Here is a 21552-nt window from a genome sequence, read left to right as displayed (position 1 = left end):
AAAGGGTACGATCAACTCTACGCTGTTTCGGGGGTTACTAGTGAAGCGTGTCGCCGGTGTGCTTCAGACGCTCGATCTGGTCCTTGACCATCAATTTCCGGCGCTTCAACTCAACAATTTGCAGGTCGTCTGTTGAAAGGTGCACGAGAGCGTCGTGCAATTCGTTTTCGAGAGTTTTGTGCTTCCGTTCCAATTCAACCAGATGTGCCTGAATTGTCATTCGAAACCTCCTCGGTAGGGGTGAACCTTGGATTCGATCCGGACGAAGAAGTGTACATCACCGATTCGTTCTGTCGATGGGTATCCGTCGTCGCACCGTCATTTTTGAAAATTCATATGTAACGAACCGTGAGTAAGGAACCACTCGACGAAAAATCCATGATATCAACGTGCTTGCGCGACACTGCTGCGAATCGTTGGAAATATCTTGCGAGGGAGCGGTGCGTGGAGGTCGCAGATCGCTTGCGATCACGCCGCGCAAGGACGATAATTTCCACAGGGCATCCACAGCCTTAATCTCAGCCTATCGGTTTTCGGCCACCGCAAACATGACCAATGAAGACGAGCGTGAGCTCGAAGCCGAGCTCACCCGGTTGCAGCAGGAACACCGAGATCTCGATGCGGCGATCGATGCACTGCATCAATCGCCCGCCCCCGACCTATTGCGGTTACAGCGGTTGAAGAAGCGCAAGCTGTTGTTGCGCGACCGTATCGCCTTCATCGAAGACCAGATCACGCCCGATATTATCGCTTGACCCACAGCGGCTGCGGATTGCTGCGCGCGAATCCGCTTGACTCAAAAAGAACAAAATAGGAACATCTATCCCACCCCCGATGCTCCAGGAAACGCCAAGGACAACACGCAATGACAGCGCAGATGTCAGTCCCCGCCCTTCTCGACAACAGCTATTATGAACAAGCCTGCGATCAGGCGATCAAGATGTGCGACGGCAATCTGCGCAGCACCATCAAGGCGCTGATCATGGCCAACGAATATCTGGAGGCCGAACTGGAAGAGCTGCAGGCAGCGATTTCGGCCGGCTGCATTCCCGAGACCTCGCGCAGCTGGACGCGGGGCAAGAGCAGCACCGCCTAGTTTTGATCACCGGAGCAACGCCATGTCGGACGTGACCTACTACGTTGCAATGCCCTTCCTGATCGATGCCGACGGATCGCCTGTCGCGGGCGCCGCAGAGGAATGCCAGAGCTCGACAGCCGCATTGCGGCGCGCCGAGGCGATGGCGCAAGGTGCCGGCCATATCGGCGCGGTCGCGTTCAGCCGCAGCGGCGATCCCATGACCGGCGAATTCGGCGACGCCACGCTACTGCGCAAATTCGGCAACGTGCCGGAAGACCTTGCGACACTGTAGGATCAGCTGCTCACGAGCCTGATCCGCGGCTCGTGCCGCCGATGCGCCTTGCGCACATACATGGCGGCGTCGGCCTCCTCCAGTGCGCGGACGGCGTCGGACTGCGCGCCGAGCAGCGCAACACCGGCGGAGGCGCCCGCGGACACGTGCTGGCCGCGAAAGGTGAACGACAAATCGTCGATCGCCTGCTCGAAGATGACGGCCTTCGCCTTGGCGTCGGTCTCGCTGAGATTCCACAACAGCAAGGCAAACTCGTCGCCGCCGAGACGGCCGACCACGTCGGAGGCGCGGATCTGCCGCGTCAACGTCGCAGCGATCGCCTTGAGCACCTCGTCGCCCGCGGCATGGCCGAAGGAATCATTGATCGGCTTCAGCCGGTCGACGTCGAGCACGATCAGCGCGCCGCTGGCGCGGTAGCGCTTCATGTAGGCGACGGCGCGCTGGAGCTCGCGCTCGAAGCCGCGCCGGTTGGGTATGTCCAGCAGGAAATCGGTGTCGGCCACAGCCTCGAGCTCGGCGACGCGCCGCAGCGCCTGCGTGAGCTTGGTCCGCAGGCCGCGGATGGTCGCCTTGCTGGTGTCCTTGCTGGTTGCAGCGCGGGCTGCGGGCGCGCGGCGCGGCGCCGCAGCCGCGGACCGTTTGGGTGTAGTTTTCGTTCGGCTCCCGCTGGTTTTTCGGCCTTTTTTGACCTTCGCAGCGGTCGCCCTTTTTGGTTTCTTCATGGGCATCCTGCTCAATGAAGGCTTGCGGGGATTCACCAAGACAGGATAGTGCATTCCCTTCTCCTTGCCACCGCCTTGCGAGCCGCCGGCCGGAACCGTTAATCTGGCCTATCTTTCTGTTTTTCGAGCACAATTGACGTCATGACCGCGCCGATCGCCATCATCATGGGAAGCCAGTCGGACTGGGAGACGATGCGGCACGCCGCCGACACACTCACAGCGCTTGGCGTCACCTCCGACACCCGCATCGTTTCGGCACACCGCACCCCCGACCGGCTGTTTAGTTTCGCCAGGGGCGCCAAGGCCGCCGGGTTCAAGGTCATCATCGCCGGTGCCGGCGGCGCCGCGCATCTGCCCGGCATGGCCGCGGCGCTGACGGAACTGCCGGTGTTCGGCGTGCCCGTCGAGTCCAGGACACTCAAGGGCATCGATTCGCTCTATTCGATTGTTCAGATGCCCGCCGGCATTCCGGTCGGGACGCTCGCGATCGGCAAGGCGGGCGCGATCAACGCGGCGCTGCTCGCGGCATCCGTGCTGGCGCTGTCCGATCCGGCGCTGTCCGACCGCCTCGCCGCCTGGCGCAAGGCGCAGACCGAGGCGGTCGCCGAGCGCCCGGAGGACAAGGCGTGACTGACGCGAAGCAGGTGAAGCTGAAGCCCGGCGACACCATCGGAATCCTCGGCGGCGGACAACTCGGTCGGATGCTGGCCATGGCCGCGGCACGGCTCGGCCTGCGCTGCCAGGTGTTCTCGCCCGATCCGGATTCGCCGGCCTTCGACGTCGTGCTGAACGCGACCTGCGCAGAATATGCCGATGTCGAGGCGCTCGAGCTGTTCGCCCACGACGTCGACGTGATCACCTACGAATTCGAGAACGTGCCGGCCGCTGCCGCCATGGTGCTGGACGCACGCCGCCCGGTGCTGCCCAATCGCAAGATCCTCGAGACCACCCAGGACCGCCTCGCCGAGAAGGACTTCGTGAGCCGGCTCGGCATCGGCACCGCCGCTTACGCCGACGTCACCTCGGTCGCATCGTTGCGCGAGGCGATCGCCAGGATCGGCCTTCCCGCCGTGCTGAAGACCCGCCGCTTCGGCTATGACGGCAAGGGCCAGGCCATCATCCGCGAGGGCGACGACATCGCGAAGGTCTGGACCAGCCTCGCCACCAAATCGGCGATCCTGGAAGCCTTCGTGCCGTTCGAGCGCGAGATCTCCGTGATTGCGGCACGCTCGGTCGCAGGTCAGGTCGAATGCTTCGACGTCACCGAGAACGAGCATCGCGACCACATCCTGAAGATTTCCCGCGCGCCCGCGCTGATCCCGGATGCGCTGGCCGAAGAGGCGCGCAGCATCGCCGGCAAGATCGCGACCGCGCTCGACTATGTCGGCGTGCTCGCCGTGGAGATGTTCGTGCTCGCGAACGGCGGCGGATCGAAGGTGCTGGTCAACGAGATCGCTCCGCGCGTGCACAATTCAGGACACTGGACGCTCGACGGCGCGTCGGTCTCCCAGTTCGAGCAGCATATCCGCGCCATTGCCGGCTGGCCGCTCGGCAAGCCCGTACGTCACGGTGACGTCGTCACCATGACCAATCTGATCGGCGACGAGATCAGCGATTACGAGACCTGGCTGAGCGTGCCCGGCGCGACCGTGCACATTTACGGCAAGGGCGCGCCGCGCCCCGGCCGCAAGATGGGCCACGTCACCGAAGTCAGGCCTTCAAAAAGCAAGTGAGGGGACCGCAGCAAAAGCTGCGATCCGCTTTTTGGAGTTTTTGTTTTGACGCGTTTTCTTTACGCGAACCGGTATCCACTTCGCTCGAAACCGCTCTAAGCCGTCTTCACGCCCGCGACGACGCCAGAGGGCTCCTCGCTGAGCCAGCGATAGATCACCCCGCCCAGCGTGCCGCCGATCAACGGTGCGACCCAGAACAGCCAGAGCTGCGACAGCGCCCAGCTGCCGACGAACAGCGCGGGACCGGTGCTGCGCGCCGGGTTCACCGAGGTGTTGGTGACGGGGATGCTGACGAGATGGATCATCACCAGCGCGAGTCCGATCGCAAGTGGCGCAAAGCCCGCGGGCGCACGGCCATGAGTCGAGCCCATGATGACGAACAGGAACATCATGGTCATCACCACCTCGGTGACGAAGCAGACGACCATGCTGTACTGGCCGGGCGAATGCGCGGCATAGCCGTTGGAGGCAAAGCCCTTGGTGACGTCGAATCCGGGCGCGCCGCTGGCGATCACATAGAGCAGTTCGGCTGCGACGATCGCACCGCAGACCTGCGCGATCACGTAAGGCAGGATCTGGCCTGCCGGAAAGCGCCCGCCGGCGGCAAGGCCGACCGTGACGGCCGGGTTGAGATGGCAGCCCGAGATATGGCCGATCGCGTAGGCCATGGTGACCACGCTCAAGCCGAAGGCCAGGGACACGCCGACCAGACCGATGCCGACCTGCGGAAAGCCGGCCGCGATGACCGCGCTGCCGCAGCCTGCGAATGTGAGCCAGAACGTGCCGATGGCCTCGGCAGCATATTTCTTCATGTCCATGTGGCGTCTCCCCTGATTTCAAAGATTCCGGAACTATGTCCGTCGCGACCCCCGTCTTGGCGCCAAATCTCCCAAATCGCGGCCGCGAGATAACATTTTCGCCGCATTTAATGGCTGAACTTGGCCCGCGACCCCACTTGGCAGGTGGACATACCGGGTTTTGTCTGATACATCCGCGCCCTCAAGGTTAAGGGCCGGGCGTTTCGCCATCCCCTTAGACTTACCAGAATTCAAATCCGATCCACTGAAGAGGATGCCGCGTGCAGGTTCTCGTTCGCGATAACAATGTCGACCAAGCCCTTAAGGCGCTGAAGAAGAAGATGCAGCGCGAGGGGATTTTCCGCGAGATGAAGCTCCGCGGTCACTACGAGAAGCCCTCCGAGAAGAAGGCCCGCGAAAAGGCCGAAGCAGTGCGCCGTGCGCGCAAGCTGGCCCGCAAGAAGCTGCAGCGCGAAGGCCTGCTGCCGATGAAGCCGAAGCCGGTGTTCGGCGCAGGTCCCGGTGGTGATCGTGGCGGCCGCGGCGGCCCAGGCGCTGGTGCTGGTGCAGGTCCGCGCGGACCGCGCTGATCTTGCCGACATTGCAAGACTGAGGTTTCGATGACGCGGGCCCCGGGCCCGCGTTATTATTTTGTGAGCGGTGCCTTTCTGGGACGGGGCACTACAGATGCGGCACCAGCGCGCGAGCGAACCGTAGATGGCCTCCCCTTTCCCCGAGCCCGGCTTGGCGCGGCTACGCCAGATCTGGCGCCAGCCGCTCGCGCTGACCTTGATGGGGATCGCACTGTGCGGCTGCTCCTTCGATCTGGGCTCTCTGATGCCCGAGAAGGAGAAGCCGCAGGAAGCGCCCAAGGCGGTTGCCGCCCCGGATAGCGCAGTCAGCGCCGGCAATGTCACCGAGGCCCAGACCCGCACGGCAAAAGCCCAGGCCCTGGCCAAGTCGGGCGAGACGCAGGCAGCGCTCGACGAGTTCAATCGCGCCGTCGCGCTCGATCCCTACAATGCGCAGGCGCTCTACGGCCGCGCCCTGCTCTACCAAGGCAATAACGAGCACGACTTCGCGATCGCCGATTTCGGGGCCGCGAGCGGGCTCAATCCGCAAAAGGCCGAACCGCTGCTCGGCCGCGCCGTCAGCTATCTCGCCATCGGCAAGGTCAAGGAAGCTGCGGCCGACCTCGACGAGGCCGCAGAGGCCGATCCGCACAACGCTCAGGTCTGGACGACACGAGGACAGGCCTATGAGCGGCTGGGGGACAAGACCAAGGCGGCGGCGTCCTACAACAAGGCCGTCGCGTTGCGCCCACGCGATGACGCAGCCCGCAGCGGCCTGGCCCGCGTCGGCGGTTAACGGTCTCGGGACGACGGCGCAGGCGCCGTCTTAATCGGGGGTGGCGCTCTTCGGCAGAACCGCGTGGAACATCGACTTCATGCCCGACAGCATTTCGTCGGCGACATTGGTCTTGGGCCGCGGCAAGGGTCCGGTCGCGCCGGCATCGGCGCGCAGATCGAGCGGCGGCGCGATCACAGGTACCGGAATATCGGCGGGCGGCGTCAGCCGATTCGGATTATCGCTGCCGACCGAGGCCGTGTAGGGGGGATTTGCCTGCGACGAGCCGCCATTTCCATAGGCGTCGGGTGACGGCGTCGACACATTGATCGGCGGCGGCAACGGGCGCAGCCCCGACGGCACCGCAGTGACGATTCGGGGCGCCTCGGGCATCCGGGATGCTTCCTGCACCGCAGGCTCCGGCGTCCTCTCGGCCGCCTTGGCCTCGGCAGGCTTGGCCTCGGCAGGCTTGATTTCGGAAGGCCTGATTTCGGAAGGCTTGGTTTCAGTAGATTTCGCCTCGGCTGCCTTCTCAGCGGCCTTGCCCTCAGGCGACTTGCGCAAGCGCTCGATGGCGGCTCGCGCCAGATCGTTGGCGTCGGGGGTCACGATCGGGGAAGCCGCAGCCGGCGCCGAATTGGCCTCCACCACCGGGGCGGCGGCGGTGGGCGCTGCCGGGGTCGACTTGGCAACCGCCTTCTCGTGCGCCGGGGTACGGCCGCGCGAAGCAGCCTCGTCCGCAGCCTTGGTCTCCGTAGCCTTGGTCTCCGTAGCCTTGGTCTCGGCAGGCTTGGTCTCGGCAGCCTTGGTCTCGGCAGGCTTCTCGGCCGCCCGCTTGTCCGACGCGCTCTTCTCGGAAAGACTCTTCTCGGAGACGCCCTTGGCCTTGACGCCGGGGGCCGGGAGATTGGCGACATCGGCCGGCTTGCCGTTCTTGCCGGCATCGGCAGGCGCCACCACCGCGGCTGGCGTATCCGCCGCCGGCCTGGCGTTGATGTAGTGGTTAACGATGTAGGCCCCGATGATCGTCGCGAGCACCGAGGGGAAAATATCCATCGAAATTTTAGCGAGGTATTTCAGCATTTCTCGGCCACTCCCCGCGCGATCTGATGCGGGAACTTTAGGGCATTGTAAGGGATCAACTGCGACAGATCGATGGCAAAGGTTACGCGTGCATTACGGCTTCAGCTCGATCTCAAGGAACACGATCTCGGTTGAGGTTTCGTTAAGTACGTCGTGTTGGACACCGGCTTTGCGGAAGTAGGATTTTCCGGCCGCAAGCTGCGCCTTGGAACGCTCCCCGCTGGGCGCCACGATGGTCATTTCGCCGGCCACGACGGGAACGATGACATAGTCCATTCCGTGGGTGTGATGCCCGGTCGCGCTGCCCGAGGCAAGCCGCCATTCGGTCACCCGGACCTGCTCGTTGTCGACCTGAACCTCGGACTTGGCGGCAAGCATCGGAACTCTCCTGGGGGAATCGGTTCAGGGTATGAAAACCATGAACACGTAGACGGCAAATACCACCATATGGACCAGTCCGAACAGGACATTGGTCCTGCCGGTGCCGAAGGTCAGCATGCTCAGCAAGAATGTCAGGAACAGCAGCGCCGTGTTCTGGGGATTGAGGCCCAGCACCAGGGGCTGGTCGAGCGCATAGGTGGCGAGCCCGACCGCCGGGATGGTCAGGCCGATGGTTGCCAGCGAGGAACCGAGCGCCAGGTTGATGCTCTTCTGGAGATCGTTCTTGCGGGCTGCCGTGATCGCGGAGACGCCCTCCGGCATCAGGATCAGGAGCGCGACCAGGAGACCCGCAAACGCCGGCGGGGCGCCGATCCGATCGGCGACGGCGTCCACCACCAGCGAGAATTTCTTGGCGAGGAGAACCACGGCCAGGAGCGAGATCAGGAGCAGCGCGATGCTCAGCGCCAGCATCTTGCCCGACATATAGGCCTCCCCGCCCTCGCCGTCCGCCCGCTCGTGGACGAAATAGTCCTTGTGCAGGACGGTCTGGGTGTAGAGGAACACGCCGTAGAGCACGATCGTCACGAGGTCGACGAAGCCGAGCTGAAGCGTCGAATAGATCGGCCCCGGCGTCGTCATGGTGTAATTGGGCATGATCAGCGTAATGGTAGCCATCGCCGTCAGCACGCTGAGATAGACGTTGGCGCCCGAGACCTGAAAGCCCTGCTCGCGGTAGCGCATGCCGCCGATGAATACGCACAGGCCGACGAGGCCGTTGCAGACGATCATCACGACCGCAAAGACAGTGTCGCGCGCCAGCGTCGGCGCGGGCTTGTCGCCGAGCATGATCGTGGTGATCAGCGCGACCTCGATGATGGTCACCGCCAGCGTGAGCAGCAGCGTGCCGTAGGGCTCGCCGATCCGCTCCGCGATCACCTCGGAATGATGCACAGCGGCGAATACGGTGCCGAACAGGATCACCAGCAGGACGACCGCGAACAGGCCGCCGCCGGCCGACAGGGTGAAGCCGTAGCCGGTCACGCTGACGATCAGGAACAGCAGCACCGCCAGAGCGGGGAAGATCCAGGACGACCGCGGTATCGGTCCGTGTGCACTCATGCCAACAATTCCTTCAAGCGAGCGAAAAGGCGATTATGCGCGAGAACATCGCGCCCGTCAGCCCTCAGGCACCATTGATGAATTGTCGCGCGATCTCGATGGCACCGAAGCTGGCGAGGTCGTCGTGGCCACCGCCGGGAATACGAACGAACCGCTTCGGCTCGTGAGCCAGTGCGAACAGCCGCTCGCCGAGGGCGAAGGGAATCACGGGGTCGTTTGTGCCATGCATGATCAGCAGCGGCGCTGTGACGTGCGCGATGCGCCGGTCGGAATGAAATGGGTCGCGCATCAGGAGGCGGACCGGGGCAAACCAGTAACGCGGAGCCACGACATCGGCGATCGATGTATAGGGAGCTTCAAGAACGAGCTTCCCTATCTCGTGCTCCGATGCGATTGCGACCGCAACGCCCGTCCCGAGCGAGAAGCCCCATGCGACGATGCGTTGCGGCTCGTAGTGGGCCGTCGTGAATGAATAGGCCGCGGCGGCGTCACGCAGCAGGCCATCCTCGCTCGGCGCGCCGGTCGAACCGGCATAACCGCGATAAGACAGCGCGACGAGACCAGTGCCGTCAGCCGTCATGGCCTTGAAGCGACCGACCAGGCCGGCGAGAGAATCGCCATTGCCGTGGAAATAAAGGATCACCGGGCGGCCGGGTCGCGCCGGCGCGTGCCAGACGATGACCTTTTCGCCGTCGGACGCCGCCAGGACGTGCTCTTCGGCTTCCGGAAAGCCGGCGGCAGCGGGCGCCGTGCGCTCGATGGTCGGGATCGGAAACAGCATATCGCGCTGCCTGAGAAAGAGCAGCACGAGGCCGGCGAGATAGCCGGCCGCAAGTATGATGGCGATCCACCTGATGACGGTCATGCCGGCCGGAATCTCGCGTCAGCCGTCAACCGCCGCATGGACGGCGCGCCGATTGACGCGCCGTTCCCGCGCAATGCTACATCGCCTTGACGATGTTCTCGGTGACCTTCTTGGCGTCGCCGAGCAGCATCATGGTGTTGTCGCGGTAGAACAGCGGATTGTCGATACCGGCATAACCCGACGCCAGTGACCGCTTGATGAACATCACCGTGCCGGCCTTCCAGACCTGAAGCACCGGCATGCCATAGATCGGCGAGGTCTTGTCTTCTTCGGCCGCCGGGTTGGTGACGTCGTTGGCGCCGATCACGAAGGCGATGTCGGCCTGCGCGAATTCGGAGTTGATGTCCTCGAGCTCGAACACCTCGTCGTAAGGCACGTTGGCCTCGGCGAGCAGCACGTTCATGTGGCCGGGCATGCGGCCCGCGACCGGGTGAATGGCGTACTTCACCTCGACGCCTTCCTTCTTCAGGATATCGCCCATTTCACGCAGCGCGTGCTGCGCCTGCGCCACCGCCATGCCGTAGCCCGGCACGATGATGACCTTGGAGGCGTTCTTCATGATGAAGGCCGCATCGTCCGCCGAGCCGAGCTTGGCCGGCTTCTGCTCGCCGCCCGCTCCGCCGGCGGCTGCCGCGGTCTCGCCGCCGAAGCCGCCAAGGATGACCGAGATGAAGGACCGGTTCATCGCGTGGCACATGATGTAGGACAGGATCGCGCCGGAGGAACCGACCAGCGCGCCGGTGATGATCAGCGCGGAGTTGCCCAGCGTGAAGCCGATGCCGGCCGCGGCCCAGCCCGAGTAGGAGTTCAGCATCGAGATCACGACCGGCATGTCGGCGCCGCCGATCGGGATGATCATGAGCACGCCGAGCGCCAGAGCCACGATGACGATCATCCAGAAGTTAAACGCGCTGCCCGACATCACCAGCCCGACGATGAAGACGACGAGCGCGATCGCCAGCGCGATGTTGATGACGTGGCGGAACGGCAGGATGATCGGGGCGCCACTCATGCGCGCCGACAGCTTCAGGAACGCGATCACCGAGCCGGTGAAGGTCAGCGCGCCGATGGCGACGCCGAGCGACATTTCGACCAGGCTCTGCGCGTGGATGTTGCCGGGAGTGCCGATGTCGAAGGCCTCGGGCGCGTAGAACGCGCCGGCGGCGACCAGCACCGCGGCCATGCCGACCAGCGAGTGGAAGGCGGCGACCAGTTCCGGCATCGACGTCATCGGCACGCGACGCGCGATCACCGCGCCGATGCCGCCGCCGATCGCGATCGCGAGGATGACCAGCAGCCAGGCCACGCCGTCAGCCGGCGGATGGCTCGCCAGCGTGGTGGCGACCGCGATGGCCATGCCGATCATGCCGAACAGATTGCCCTGGCGCGACGACGCCGGGCTGGAAAGTCCGCGCAGCGACAGGATGAACAGCACCCCCGCCACGAGATACAAGAATGCAGAGAGGTTAGCGCTCATCTCAGGTCCCCATTGATCCCATCAGCCCGAGGTGGCCGCTTACTTCGACTTCTTCTTGTACATCGCCAGCATGCGCTGGGTGACAAGGAAGCCGCCAAAGATGTTGACGCAGGCGAAGATGAGCGCGACGAAGCCGAAGCCGCGCGCCCAGCCCGAACCGCTCGATACGTTGGCGACGCCGACCGCAAGCAGCGCACCGACCACGATCACCGAGGAGATCGCGTTGGTCACGCTCATCAGCGGCGTGTGCAGCGCAGGCGTCACCGACCACACCACGAAATAGCCGACAAAGACGGCGAGGACGAAGATCGACAGCCGGAAGATAAAGGGGTCGACAAGTTGTGCAGCATGCTCCATGGCGGCTCTCCTTTGGCCCAATCAAGCCGACTTGGGCTGGAAGTTCGGGTGGATCACTGCGCCATCCCTGGTCAGCGCGGTGGCCTTGACGAGCTCGTCGTCCCAGTTGACGGCGAGCTTCTTGTTGGCCTTGTCGACCATCGTTTCGATGAAGTTGAACAGGTTACGCGCGTAAAGGTTCGACGCCGAGGCCGCGACGCGGCCGGCGACATTGGTGTAGCCGACGATCTTGATGCCATCGACCTCAGCGACTTCACCGGCCCTGGCGCCCTCGACATTGCCGCCGCGCTCGACCGCGAGGTCGACCAGCACCGAACCGGGCTTCATCGACTTGACCATCTCGGCCGAAATGAGCTTTGGCGCCGGCCGGCCCGGGATCAGCGCGGTCGTGATCACGATGTCCTGCTTCTTGATGTGCTCGGCGGTGAGCGCGGCCTGCTTGGCCTGGTACTCCCTGGACATTTCCTTGGCGTAGCCACCGGCGGTCTGGGCGTTCTTGAACTCCTCGTCCTCGACGGCGAGGAATTTCGCACCGAGCGATTCGACCTGCTCCTTGGTCGCGGGCCGCACGTCGGTCGCGGTGACGATGGCGCCGAGACGGCGCGCGGTCGCGATCGCCTGGAGGCCGGCGACGCCGACGCCCATCACGAACACTTTTGCGGCGGGCACGGTGCCGGCGGCGGTCATCATCATCGGGAAGGCGCGGCCGAAAGCCTCGGCGCCTTCGATCACGGCGCGGTAGCCGGCGAGGTTGGCCTGCGACGACAGCACGTCCATCACCTGCGCGCGGGTGATGCGCGGCATCAATTCCATCGCGAAGGCGGAGACGCCGGCATCGGCGATCGTCTGCAGCGAGGCCTCGTTGCCGTAGGGATCCATGATGGCGATGACGAGCGCGCCGCGCTTGTATTGCGAAAGCTCGGACGCCTCGGGGCGCTTCACCTTGATGATGATGTCGGCGTCCTTCAGCGCGTCGGCACTGACCGTGGCGCCCACGGCGGTGAACTCGGAATCCGGCAGGCCCGATTTCAGGCCGGCGCCCGGCTCGACGGCGATCTCGGCGCCCAACGCCTTGAACTTCTTCACCGTATCAGGCGAAGCGGCGACACGCGGCTCCGACGGATCGATTTCCTTGGCAACGGCGATCTTCATAGGCCCTCCGGCGACGCGGGAAAAAGCGCGCGAACAAACTTAGCGTTACTCCCGCAACGTTGCATACCGGCTTTGGAACCGGCTTGTTTGCAAATTTCGTGGGCAGCTGCCGCCGCAGATGTAGGCAGCCGCCGAAGACGATTTAGGTGAGGAAGATCGCCATCAGAATGACGATGAGCGCGACCGAGGCCGTGCCGTACTTCACGAGCTTGATGAAGCCCTCATAGGTCTGCTCGTGGGCAACGTAGTCGTTGCCGTCGGCGGTGGTGTACGCCACTTCGCTATGGTCAGCCATGGAATGTCCCCAGTCGGAAGTCGAATTCTTCGGCTGGGATACCTTAAACCTTCGGGCAGGGCAACGGCACGAAAGCGCGGTTTTCCGGCAAATCAGGTCATTTGGAATCCAGATTATCGCGGATCCAGCGGGCGAGGCTCTGCTCGCTGACTTCACCGGGGGCGAGGGAGAGGATAATGGTCGTTGCTTCTGCTGGATCAGGACTAAAAGCCACAGCATTTCGGTGCAGAAAGACCATCATCGCCATGAAAGCGATGCGCTTGTTTCCATCAACGAATGCGTGATTTTTGGCGAGCCCGAATGCATAAGCAGCAGCCAGTTCGTCGAGCTGCGCCTGCTCATAGCGCCATTTGTTGATGGGCCGCTCCAACGCTGAACGCAACATGCCTTCGTCGCGCAATCCCGGCGCACCACCGAAACGGCGGAGTTGTCGGCCATGAATTGCGACAGCCTGCTCGTAGGTGATCCAGAGCGGCTCTTCGGGCTCGCTCATTGGAACAAGCCCCTACTTCGCTAGCGCAGCGAGAGTGTCGCGATATTTGTCCATGATCTCGTCGGCGATTTCCATCGTCCGCTCGAAATCGGGATCGTACGGCAGAAGCTGGAAACCGCCGCCAGGCAATTCCACGATGTGGAGTTGCTGGCCGCGCTTGAGGTCGAGCCGCTGCATCAACTCGCGCGGCAGCAACAGACCATCCGAATTACCGATCTTCTTGATCTCGATCTTCATGGCCTTCCTGCCATCTCGATGTGTTATACATGTGTATAACATCAGCGGGGCGGAGGTTCAACAGATGTTTTACGTGACCTCCGCTCGCGCCGAGCCCGTCCCCGCTCAGCCCATTGCCTCCAGCTCGTCGATCATCCCGGCGATCACCGAGAGCCCGCCGTCCCAGAACTTCGGGTCCTTGGCATCGAGACCGAACGGCCGCAGCAGCTCGGAATAATGCTTGGTGCCGCCGGCAGCGAGCATGTCGAGATAGCGCTCGGCAAAGCCTTCGGCCGCGTTCTCGTAGACGGCATAGAGCGAGTTCACGAGGCAATCGCCGAAGGCATAGGCATAGACGTAAAACGGCGAATGGATGAAGTGCGGGATATACATCCAGTAGTTCTCGTAGCCCGCCTTGATCTCGATCGCCGGCCCCAGGCTCTCGCCCTGCACCGACAGCCAGAGCTCGCCGAGCCGCGTCGCGGTGAGTTCGCCGTTCTTGCGCTCGGTGTGGACGGCTCGCTCGAACGAATAGAATGCGATTTGCCGCACCACGGTATTGATCATGTCCTCGACCTTGCCGGCGAGCAGCGCCTGGCGCTGCCTTGCGCTCTTGGTCTGGGCCAGCAGCCGCTGGAAGGTCAGCATCTCGCCGAACACGCTGGCGGTCTCGGCCAGCGTCAGCGGCGTCGGCGCCATCAGCGCGCCGTTCTTCGCGGCCAGCACCTGGTGCACGCCGTGGCCGAGCTCATGCGCAAGCGTCATCACGTCGCGCGGCTTGCCCTGGTAGTTCATAAGCACGTAGGGATGCGCCGACGGCGTGGTCGGATGCGAGAAGGCGCCGGGCGCCTTGCCCGGACGTACCGGCGCATCGATCCAGCGATCGGTGAAGAAGCGCTCGGCGATATCGGCCATTCTTGGCGAGAAGCCGCGATAGGCCGTCAGCACCATGTTGCGCGCATCGGGCCAGCCGATGACGTCAGTCGCGGCGAAGGGCAGCGGGGCGTTGCGGTCCCAATAAGCCAGCCGCTTCCTGCCGAACCACTTCGCCTTCAGCGCGTAATAGCGATGCGACAATTTTGGATAGGCCGCACGCACGGAGGTGACCAGCGCATCCACCACCTCGCGCTCGACGCGGTTGTTCAGATGGCGTGAATCCGCGACATCCTTGAAACCGCGCCAGCGGTCGGAGATGTCCTTGTCCTTGGCGAGCGTGTTGGTGATCAGCGCGAAGGTGCGCTCATTGGCCTTGAAGGTCTTCGCCAGAGCCTCCGCCGCAGCTTTGCGCTTGGCGCCGTCGCGGTCCTGCAGGAAATTCAGCGTCGGCTCGATCGCGAGCTCCTTGGGCCCGACCTTGAAGCGCAGGCCGGAGATAGTCTGGTCGAACAGCCGGTTGAACGCGGAATAGCCGGTCTGTGCTTTCTCCAGGAAGAGCTGCTCGAGCTTGTCGTCGAGCTGATACGGCTTCTCCTTGCGCAGATCCTCGATCCACGGACGGTAGTGTGCAAGTTCGGCGGCTTGCATCGCGCGGTTCAAAATATCGTCATCGACGCGATTGAGTTCGAGCGCGAAGAACAGAAGATGCGTCGACGCGGCCGTCAGCCGCTCCGAGACGTCGCCGTAAAACTTTGAAATCGCAGGGTCCACGCTGTCGCCGGCGTGGACGAGGCCGGCATAGGAGCCGAGACGGCCGGCGAGATCGTCGATCGCTTCATAGCGCCGCACGGCTTCCGCGAGCCATTTTCCGCCATCTTCGTTTGCTGTGCCTGTTGCGAGCTTGCCCTTGTAGTCCGTCTCGAACGCGACGCAATCGGCATCCATGGTTTCGAGATCGCGCGCCACTTCCGGCGCATCGATCCCGGAATAGAGATCGGCAAGGTTCCACTCCGGAAGCTTGCTAGTCTTGCTCGCAGGCTTGGCGAGTGAAGGCTTGGCGAGTGAAGGCTTGGCGGAGGATTTTGCCTTGGCGGCGGATTTCCTGGTGCTTGGCTTGCGGAGAGCGGGCTTACGAAGAGCGGGCTTTTTGAGAGCAGTCTTCTTTTTGAGAGCAGTCTTGGAGCGCGAAGTCATTGTGTGGGAAACCTGTGTTCAACAAACGCTGCGGCGGGCGGGGGCATCAAGGTTTAAGAGTGCGTTAATCGGCTTCGGCCAGAGTGACCCGATTCGAGACAGATAGTAGTAGCGTGCGGGGAGCACCATGGCTGCCAGTATTTTGATTGCCGATGACGACGCCGTGGCACGCCGCCTGGTCGAGAACATGGTGCAGAAATGCGGCTATGACACGATCGTCGTCGAGTCCGGCGACGCTGCGATCGCCGCCCTCACCGCCCCCGACGCACAGGCGATCGACGCCGTGATCCTCGATCTCGTGATGCCCGGCCTGGATGGCATGGGCGTGCTGGCGAAAATCCGCGAAGCCGGCCTCAGCGTCCCCGTCATCGTGCAGACCGCCCATGGCGGCATCGACAACGTGATCTCGGCGATGCGCGCGGGCGCTGCCGACTTCGTAGTCAAGCCGGTCGGTGTGGAGCGGCTCCAGGTCAGCTTACGCAACGCGCTCAACGCCTCCGCGCTGAAGGGCGAGTTGCAGCGGATCCGTCACAGCCGCGAGGGCCGGCTGACCTTCGCCGACATCATCACGCGCGCTGAGGCCATGGCAACGGTGATGCGCGCGGCGCAGAAGGCGGCGAACTCATCGATTCCCGTCCTGATCGAAGGCGAGTCCGGCGTCGGCAAGGAGATGTTCGCACGCGCCATCCACGGCAGCGGCGAGCGCAAGGCTAAGCCGTTCGTCGCAGTCAATTGCGGCGCGATCCCCGACAACCTCGTCGAGTCCATTCTGTTCGGCCACGAGAAGGGCGCCTTCACCGGCGCGACCGAGCGGCATACCGGCAAGTTCGTCGAGGCCAATGGCGGCACGCTGTTTCTGGACGAGGTCAGCGAGCTGCCGCTGACTGCGCAGGTCAAGCTGTTGCGCGCGCTTCAGGAGGGTGCAGTCGAAGCCGTCGGCGGCCGCAAGCCGGTGAAGGTTGACGTCCGCATCATCTCCGCGACCAATCGCAAGCTGCTCGAACGGGTGAAGCAGGGGCATTTCCGCGAGGACTTGTTTTACCGCCTGCATGTGCTGCCGCTGACGATTCCTTCGCTCAGGGCCCGGCGCGAGGACATCCCGCATCTCCTCCGGCATTTCCTGGCGCGCTTTGCCGCCGAGGAGAACCGCCCGATCTCCGGCGTCAGCGGCGAAGCCATGGCACATCTCGCTCAGCTCGACTGGCCCGGCAACATCCGCCAGCTCGAAAACGCGGTCTACCGCGCGGTGGTGATGAGCGAGGGCGACCAGCTCGGTCTCGACGATTTCCCGCTGCTGGCGTCGCATCCGCATTCCACGTTGGACATTCCGACCGCGCCGCTGATGATCGAGCCGATGGCGGCGCCCTCGGTGGTGTCGGGTAGTGAAATACCAATCGCTCCGCTGCCCCTGGCAGGGTCTCTCTCGATGCTGACCCCCACCGGCGATGTCCGATCGTTGGAGGACATGGAGAACGAGATCATCCGCTTCGCGATCTCGCACTACCGCGGACAGATGTCCGAGGTGGCGCGTCGTCTCAAGATCGGCAGGTCCACGCTCTACCGCAAACTCGACGAAGCCGGTGTTCCCGGCCATGGCGGGAAAAGCGGTGAGGAGACGCACTGAACCTCATGCGAACGAAGGTTCGCGCGAATGGACATTGCGTCCGCAACCCATTGAATTACGGCAAAATTCGGCTGCGGCTGAAACCGTGACTTGGAAGTGACAGACACCGGGAAAAGCCGCGGTGAAACCGCACAATCCGTTGCAAACGGGCTTTCTTGAAGTCAGTTTGTCGTGAGTTGTCCCGGGTAGCGCTGGCTGCAAAATCGGGGCCTGTATATCGTCTGCGTAAGAATCGTTGCGTGCAGGCGTGCAACTTTCGAGAGGCCGGCGCGGTTTAGCCGAAACTCAATCAATTAGGCGATAACGAAAGCTGTTCCACGAGGGACAGTTCACCCGAGGGGTGCGACACAATGCGTGACTGTTTGAACCACCGTGCAGGCTTTGACCGTGTCTTGATGACGGTCGCGGCGACCTTCTTCACGGTATCGGCCAGCTCGGCGCTGGCGCAGGATCAGGCGCGCAGCAGCGCCGCGGAGCTCGCGATCGAAGCCGCGATCCCTCGCCCCGAGCCTGCAAACGTCCCGCCTCCGACCGCATCCGACATCAAGCTCGACACCACCGCCACGGTGCAGGACGCGCCGAAGGAAGCGGCCAAGGAAACTGCGAAGGAGCCCGTGAAGGCCGAGGCAGCGCCGGCCCCCGACAAGGTCGAGACCAAGCCCTCCGACGTCGCCACGACGCCCACAGTTGAAGCGCCGAAGAGCGAGACGGCCAACACCGAGCCTGCGAAGACCGAACCCGCCAAATCCGAGCCTGCAAAGGCTGACGCCGCAGCGGCGCCGGCCCCGGCTGCGGCCGCCGAGCCGGTGAAGGCCGCGAGCAACATTCCCGCCGCCGACCAGCCGGTCGCCGACAGGCTCAAGGACATCATCGGCGCCAAGACGTCGCGCCATTTCGACCGCAAGAACGAGCGTGCGGCGATCGAGAAATTCTACGGTGCCCGCGACTTCGCGCCAGTCTGGACGCAAGCCGGCAGCCTGACTGCCGCAGCCAAGGGCGTGATCGCACGGCTGAAGGATGCGGCCTCCGACGGTCTCAATCCCGCCGACTATCCGGTGCCGGATTTCGCCGCCGCCACCACGCCCGACGCGCTCGCCGACGCCGAGCTGAAGCTGACCGCCAGCATGTTCGACTATGCGCGCCAGGCGCAGAGCGGCCGCGTGCATTGGTCCCAGGTCAGTGCCGACATCCTCTATCCCGAGCATCCGGTCGATCCGAACGAGGTGCTCACCAAGGTCACCACGGCGGCCGACGCCTCCGCCGCGCTCGACAGCTACAACCCGCCGCAGAAGCTTTACAAGGAGCTGAAGGCAAAGCTCGCCCAGCTGCGCGGCCAGGGCGACGGCCCGGTGATCGAGATCACCGACGGCCCGGCGCTGAAATACACGCCCGCCAAGGGCAAGAAGCAGGCTGAGATCGTGGTGCAGGATCCGCGCGTGCCGCAGCTCCGCACCAAGCTCGGCATGACCGAGAACGCCAGCGACGACCACTATGACGCAGCAGTCGCGGAAGCGGTGCGCAAATTCCAGGACGGCGCCGAGATCAAGGCGACCGGCATCCTCGACGACAAGACGGTCAAGGCGCTGAATAGCCCGAAGCGCGACAAGCAGATCGACGCCGTGCTGGTGAACATGGAGCGCTGGCGCTGGCTGCCGCGCGACCTCGGCGTGCCCTCGCTGGGCGATGCCTATGTCATCCTCAACATTCCCGACTACACGCTGAAGGTGATGCAGCGCGGCCAGCAGGTCTGGAGCACCCGCGTCGTCACCGGCAAGCCGGGCCAGCACGCCACGCCACTGCTGACCGAAACGATGAAATACATCACAGTCAACCCGACCTGGAACGTGCCGCCGTCGATCGTCTATGGCGAATATCTGCCGGCGCTGCAGCAGGACCCGACCGTGCTTCAGCGCATGGGCCTGAAGCTCGAGCAGAACCGCGACGGCTCGGTTCACATCTCGCAGCCGCCCGGCGAAGCCAACGCGCTCGGCCGCATCCGCTTCAACTTCCCGAACAAGTTCCTGGTCTATCAGCACGACACGCCGGACAAGAACCTGTTCGCACGGGAAGATCGCGCCTTCAGCCACGGCTGCATGCGCGTCCAATATCCGGATCAGTATGCATCGGTGCTGCTCAACATCGCCCTGCCGAACGAGAAGTACACGCCGGAGCGCGTGCGCAGCATGTACGGTTCGGGTGAGGTCGACCTGAAATTCCCGACGCCGATCCCGGTCAACATCACCTACCAGACCGCGTTCGTTGACGACGGCGGCAGGCTGCAATTCCGCAAGGACGTCTATGGCCGCGACGCGACCATGATCAACATCCTGAAGAACGGCCGCGGCAAGGACCTCGAGACCGTCGTCGCTCACTCGCAACCAAGCTACTCGCGCCCGGCAACGACGCTGCCGTCCGGCGTGGCGATCGCCAATAATGGCGGCGGCTTTGGCTCCTCGGGGCCGAACTTCTTCGAGCGGCTGTTCGGGGCCCCGACCCCGCCGCCGGCCCCGGTCGGCCGCCGGCCCCAGCAACAGCGGGTATTCACCCGCTGAGCCTCGGCCCAGCGCCTGAACTTCTAAAATTCTTCAATGAAATCAGCGACCCCGCCTCATGGACGGGGTCGCTTAACGTTAACCATTCTCCATCCGGATTCGGGTAGCGGGCGTTTTTTCGCCACACTAAGCCGCTTAGGATCGTAATCTGACTTGGTTTGGGGGCGGGAAGGTCAACCTCGAATTAACCTTCTCGCTTTAACAAAGCGTTCACCCTCTTTCGCGCGCTAACGGGGTTGGCGGGAGAGTCCATTTTGAACGCTCGTCGACTGGGTGGGCTCATACGTGCTGGCTGGTTTCGCACGCCAATTCGCTGCGGTGTCGTTGTCCCATGCGGGAGTGAAGGTCGGATCTCGGATCGGCCTCGCCTCGCTGATGCTGCTTGCGGCTGCCGGTTCGGTTCATAACGCCGCCGCGCTGAACGAAACCAAGACGCTCTCCTTCCACCACACCCATTCCGGCGAAGACCTCACCGTCACCTTCAAGCGCGATGGCCGCTACGACGAAGCCGCGCTGAAGACGCTCAACCACTTTCTGCGCGACTGGCGCACCCAGGACGAGACGGTCATGGACCGTCACCTCTTCGACATCCTCTGGGAAGTCTATCGCGACGTCGACGGCAAGCAGCCGATCCAGATCATCTCCTCCTATCGCTCCCCCGCCACCAACGCCATGCTCCGCCGCCGCTCCTCGGGCGTGGCGCGCTTCAGCCAGCACATGCTGGGCCATGCGATGGACTTCTACATCCCGAACGTGCCGCTGGAGCAGATCCGCTTCGCCGGCCTGCGCCTGCAGCGCGGCGGCGTCGGCTTCTACCCGACCTCCGGCTCGCCCTTCGTGCATCTCGACACCGGCAGCATCCGGCACTGGCCGCGCATGACGCATGACCAGCTCGCCCGCGTCTTCCCGAACGGTCGCACGGTCCACGTCCCGACGGACGGCACGCCGCTGAAAGGTTACGAGCTCGCCAAGGCCGACATCGAGCGGCGTGGCAATGGCGACGACGCTGCCACGATCGGCAAGCCGAGCTTCCTCGCCGCTTTGTTCAAGGGCAAGTCGGCTCCCGCCAGCAACGACGAGGACGACGAGGGTGCGCCCGCCGCATCCGAGAAGCCGGCAGCGCCGACCGTGGTCGCGGCCGCCGCGAAACCGGCCGATCCGGTGCCGACGCCGCGGGCCAAGCCGCAGATCGCCGCCGCGATCCAGCTCGCTTCGGCCGATGCCCAGCTCGTTGCGCCGCCCAAGCCGAAGCCCGCCCCTGTGGCTGACAAGCCGCCGGCCGGAAAGCCCGAGACCCCCGCCGACATCATCAATGCCCGCGGCTTCTGGGATGCACCCGCCACGCCGCAGCAGGCGACGCCGGCCCAGGTCGCAGCGCTGAGGGCGCGCCAGGCGCTTGCCGCGGCTACCGACCCGCAACCGACCGCGAGCGTCTCCAACGCAACCCTTCAGGCGCTGGCTTACGCGCCGGCCGCCTCCCCGGTCGATCGCGCCAAGGTCGTCGCCGCCTCCGCGCCGATCCCGCGTGGCGTGCGTCCGGCGGCCGCGGCCCGCAACGCCGCGCCGGCCACCGAGATCAACACCGTCGTCAGCAAGAGCACCGACGGCATGATCGCAACCGCAACCCGGCTCTCCGCGGCCAAGGGCGAGAGCATCTGGCTCAAGATCGTGATGCTGTCGCCAAGCGCCAGCCGCGCGATGTCGGTGACGCTGATGGGCGAGCTCGATACGGTTGCGTTGCGCGGCTATTTCGTCAAGCCGCAGGCCGTGATCGCAATGGGCTTCACCGACGATCCGATGCAGGGCCTGTCCTGCGACAGTTTCTCGGGCAGCGCCACCGCCAAGCTCGAGACGACGTCGTTCGTCATGCGCACTGCCGCGCTGCGCTGAGGCTGATCG

General features: G+C 64.1%; 24 protein-coding genes. 10 read left to right on the top strand and 14 right to left on the bottom strand.

Features of this window, described 5'->3' with window-relative positions; genetic code table 11:
* Nucleotides 1–37: 37 nt before the first annotated feature.
* Nucleotides 38–220: a YdcH family protein gene (locus YUA_RS0120960; protein ID WP_027532476.1), complete on the bottom strand. Its 183-nt coding sequence runs from the start codon at nt 218–220 to the stop codon at nt 38–40.
* Nucleotides 221–548: 328 nt separating this feature from the next.
* On the opposite strand from YUA_RS0120960, the gene YUA_RS0120955 reads away from it, so the two are divergent.
* From YUA_RS0120955 to YUA_RS0120945, 3 genes are all read left to right on the top strand, one after another.
* A complete protein-coding gene (locus YUA_RS0120955; RefSeq protein ID WP_008546179.1) occupies nt 549–755 on the top strand; it encodes a YdcH family protein in 207 nt (68 codons plus the stop codon).
* A gap of 122 nt (nt 756–877) precedes the next feature.
* The gene (locus tag YUA_RS0120950) at nt 878–1096 is read left to right on the top strand and encodes a hypothetical protein (protein ID WP_027532475.1); all 219 of its coding nucleotides are present in this window, start codon (nt 878–880) and stop codon (nt 1094–1096) included.
* A gap of 22 nt (nt 1097–1118) precedes the next feature.
* Nucleotides 1119–1370 carry a hypothetical protein gene (locus YUA_RS0120945; protein WP_027532474.1) on the top strand — a complete coding sequence of 84 codons (252 nt, stop codon included), beginning with the start codon at nt 1119–1121 and terminating at the stop codon, nt 1368–1370.
* 2 nt (nt 1371–1372) lie between these two features.
* Here YUA_RS0120945 and YUA_RS0120940 read toward each other — a convergent pair whose 3' ends face one another.
* Complete coding sequence (locus YUA_RS0120940) at nt 1373–2092, bottom strand: GGDEF domain-containing protein (RefSeq protein ID WP_027532473.1); 720 nt, start codon at nt 2090–2092, stop codon at nt 1373–1375.
* Nucleotides 2093–2233: 141 nt separating this feature from the next.
* On the opposite strand from YUA_RS0120940, the gene purE reads away from it, so the two are divergent.
* A complete protein-coding gene (gene purE / locus YUA_RS0120935; RefSeq protein ID WP_027532472.1) occupies nt 2234–2722 on the top strand; it encodes a 5-(carboxyamino)imidazole ribonucleotide mutase in 489 nt (162 codons plus the stop codon).
* Entirely contained in the window at nt 2719–3825 is a 1107-nt protein-coding gene (locus YUA_RS0120930) for a 5-(carboxyamino)imidazole ribonucleotide synthase (RefSeq protein WP_027532471.1), read from the top strand. Before purE ends, YUA_RS0120930 begins: the two co-directional genes overlap by 4 nt.
* A gap of 95 nt (nt 3826–3920) precedes the next feature.
* Here YUA_RS0120930 and aqpZ read toward each other — a convergent pair whose 3' ends face one another.
* Nucleotides 3921–4643: an aquaporin Z gene (aqpZ, locus tag YUA_RS0120925; RefSeq protein ID WP_027532470.1), complete on the bottom strand. Its 723-nt coding sequence runs from the start codon at nt 4641–4643 to the stop codon at nt 3921–3923.
* A gap of 260 nt (nt 4644–4903) precedes the next feature.
* Here aqpZ and rpsU point away from each other — a divergent pair, with 260 nt between their 5' ends.
* Entirely contained in the window at nt 4904–5212 is a 309-nt protein-coding gene (gene rpsU / locus YUA_RS0120920; RefSeq protein WP_014439827.1) for a 30S ribosomal protein S21, read from the top strand.
* A gap of 127 nt (nt 5213–5339) precedes the next feature.
* Nucleotides 5340–5990, top strand: a complete 651-nt coding sequence (locus YUA_RS0120915) for a tetratricopeptide repeat protein (protein WP_027532469.1) — start codon at nt 5340–5342, stop codon at nt 5988–5990.
* Nucleotides 5991–6020: 30 nt separating this feature from the next.
* On the opposite strand, the gene YUA_RS0120910 is transcribed toward YUA_RS0120915, so the two are convergent.
* From YUA_RS0120910 to YUA_RS0120860, 11 genes are all read right to left on the bottom strand, one after another.
* Nucleotides 6021–7052: a hypothetical protein gene (locus YUA_RS0120910; protein WP_027532468.1), complete on the bottom strand. Its 1032-nt coding sequence runs from the start codon at nt 7050–7052 to the stop codon at nt 6021–6023.
* Nucleotides 7053–7145: 93 nt separating this feature from the next.
* Nucleotides 7146–7430, bottom strand: coding sequence for a cupin domain-containing protein (locus YUA_RS0120905; RefSeq protein ID WP_027532467.1), 285 nt, complete (start codon nt 7428–7430; stop codon nt 7146–7148).
* 24 nt (nt 7431–7454) lie between these two features.
* Nucleotides 7455–8552, bottom strand: a complete 1098-nt coding sequence (locus YUA_RS0120900) for a calcium:proton antiporter (RefSeq protein ID WP_027532466.1) — start codon at nt 8550–8552, stop codon at nt 7455–7457.
* A 64-nt stretch (nt 8553–8616) separates the two neighbouring features.
* Nucleotides 8617–9417 (bottom strand): alpha/beta hydrolase, encoded by an 801-nt coding sequence (locus YUA_RS0120895; RefSeq protein WP_027532465.1) that lies wholly within the window; start codon nt 9415–9417, stop codon nt 8617–8619.
* Nucleotides 9418–9493: 76 nt separating this feature from the next.
* Nucleotides 9494–10894 carry an NAD(P)(+) transhydrogenase (Re/Si-specific) subunit beta gene (locus tag YUA_RS0120890; protein ID WP_027532464.1) on the bottom strand — a complete coding sequence of 467 codons (1401 nt, stop codon included), beginning with the start codon at nt 10892–10894 and terminating at the stop codon, nt 9494–9496.
* A 39-nt stretch (nt 10895–10933) separates the two neighbouring features.
* Complete coding sequence (locus tag YUA_RS0120885) at nt 10934–11251, bottom strand: proton-translocating transhydrogenase family protein (protein ID WP_027532463.1); 318 nt, start codon at nt 11249–11251, stop codon at nt 10934–10936.
* Between the two features lie 21 nt (nt 11252–11272).
* Nucleotides 11273–12403: a Re/Si-specific NAD(P)(+) transhydrogenase subunit alpha gene (locus tag YUA_RS0120880; protein WP_027532462.1), complete on the bottom strand. Its 1131-nt coding sequence runs from the start codon at nt 12401–12403 to the stop codon at nt 11273–11275.
* Nucleotides 12404–12545: 142 nt separating this feature from the next.
* Nucleotides 12546–12698 (bottom strand): aa3-type cytochrome c oxidase subunit IV, encoded by a 153-nt coding sequence (locus YUA_RS0120875; RefSeq protein WP_008136857.1) that lies wholly within the window; start codon nt 12696–12698, stop codon nt 12546–12548.
* Between the two features lie 97 nt (nt 12699–12795).
* Nucleotides 12796–13191: a type II toxin-antitoxin system death-on-curing family toxin gene (locus tag YUA_RS0120870; RefSeq protein WP_027532461.1), complete on the bottom strand. Its 396-nt coding sequence runs from the start codon at nt 13189–13191 to the stop codon at nt 12796–12798.
* Between the two features lie 12 nt (nt 13192–13203).
* Complete coding sequence (locus YUA_RS0120865; protein ID WP_027532460.1) at nt 13204–13428, bottom strand: AbrB family transcriptional regulator; 225 nt, start codon at nt 13426–13428, stop codon at nt 13204–13206.
* Between the two features lie 105 nt (nt 13429–13533).
* The gene (locus tag YUA_RS0120860) at nt 13534–15477 is read right to left on the bottom strand and encodes a M3 family oligoendopeptidase (RefSeq protein WP_027532459.1); all 1944 of its coding nucleotides are present in this window, start codon (nt 15475–15477) and stop codon (nt 13534–13536) included.
* Between the two features lie 127 nt (nt 15478–15604).
* On the opposite strand from YUA_RS0120860, the gene YUA_RS0120855 reads away from it, so the two are divergent.
* The 3 genes from YUA_RS0120855 (at nt 15605) to YUA_RS0120845 (ending at nt 21543) form a co-directional block, all read left to right on the top strand.
* Nucleotides 15605–17101 (top strand): sigma-54 dependent transcriptional regulator, encoded by a 1497-nt coding sequence (locus tag YUA_RS0120855; RefSeq protein WP_027532458.1) that lies wholly within the window; start codon nt 15605–15607, stop codon nt 17099–17101.
* A gap of 350 nt (nt 17102–17451) precedes the next feature.
* A complete protein-coding gene (locus YUA_RS0120850) occupies nt 17452–19653 on the top strand; it encodes a L,D-transpeptidase family protein (protein ID WP_027532457.1) in 2202 nt (733 codons plus the stop codon).
* A gap of 273 nt (nt 19654–19926) precedes the next feature.
* Nucleotides 19927–21543 carry a DUF882 domain-containing protein gene (locus YUA_RS0120845; RefSeq protein ID WP_027532456.1) on the top strand — a complete coding sequence of 539 codons (1617 nt, stop codon included), beginning with the start codon at nt 19927–19929 and terminating at the stop codon, nt 21541–21543.
* The last annotated feature ends 9 nt before the right edge of the window (nt 21544–21552 follow it).

Source organism: Bradyrhizobium sp. WSM3983, from assembly GCF_000473045.1.
GTDB lineage: Bacteria > Pseudomonadota > Alphaproteobacteria > Rhizobiales > Xanthobacteraceae > Bradyrhizobium.
Note: the sequence above shows the minus strand (reverse complement) of the source record. Positions and strands in the feature narration are given on the sequence as shown.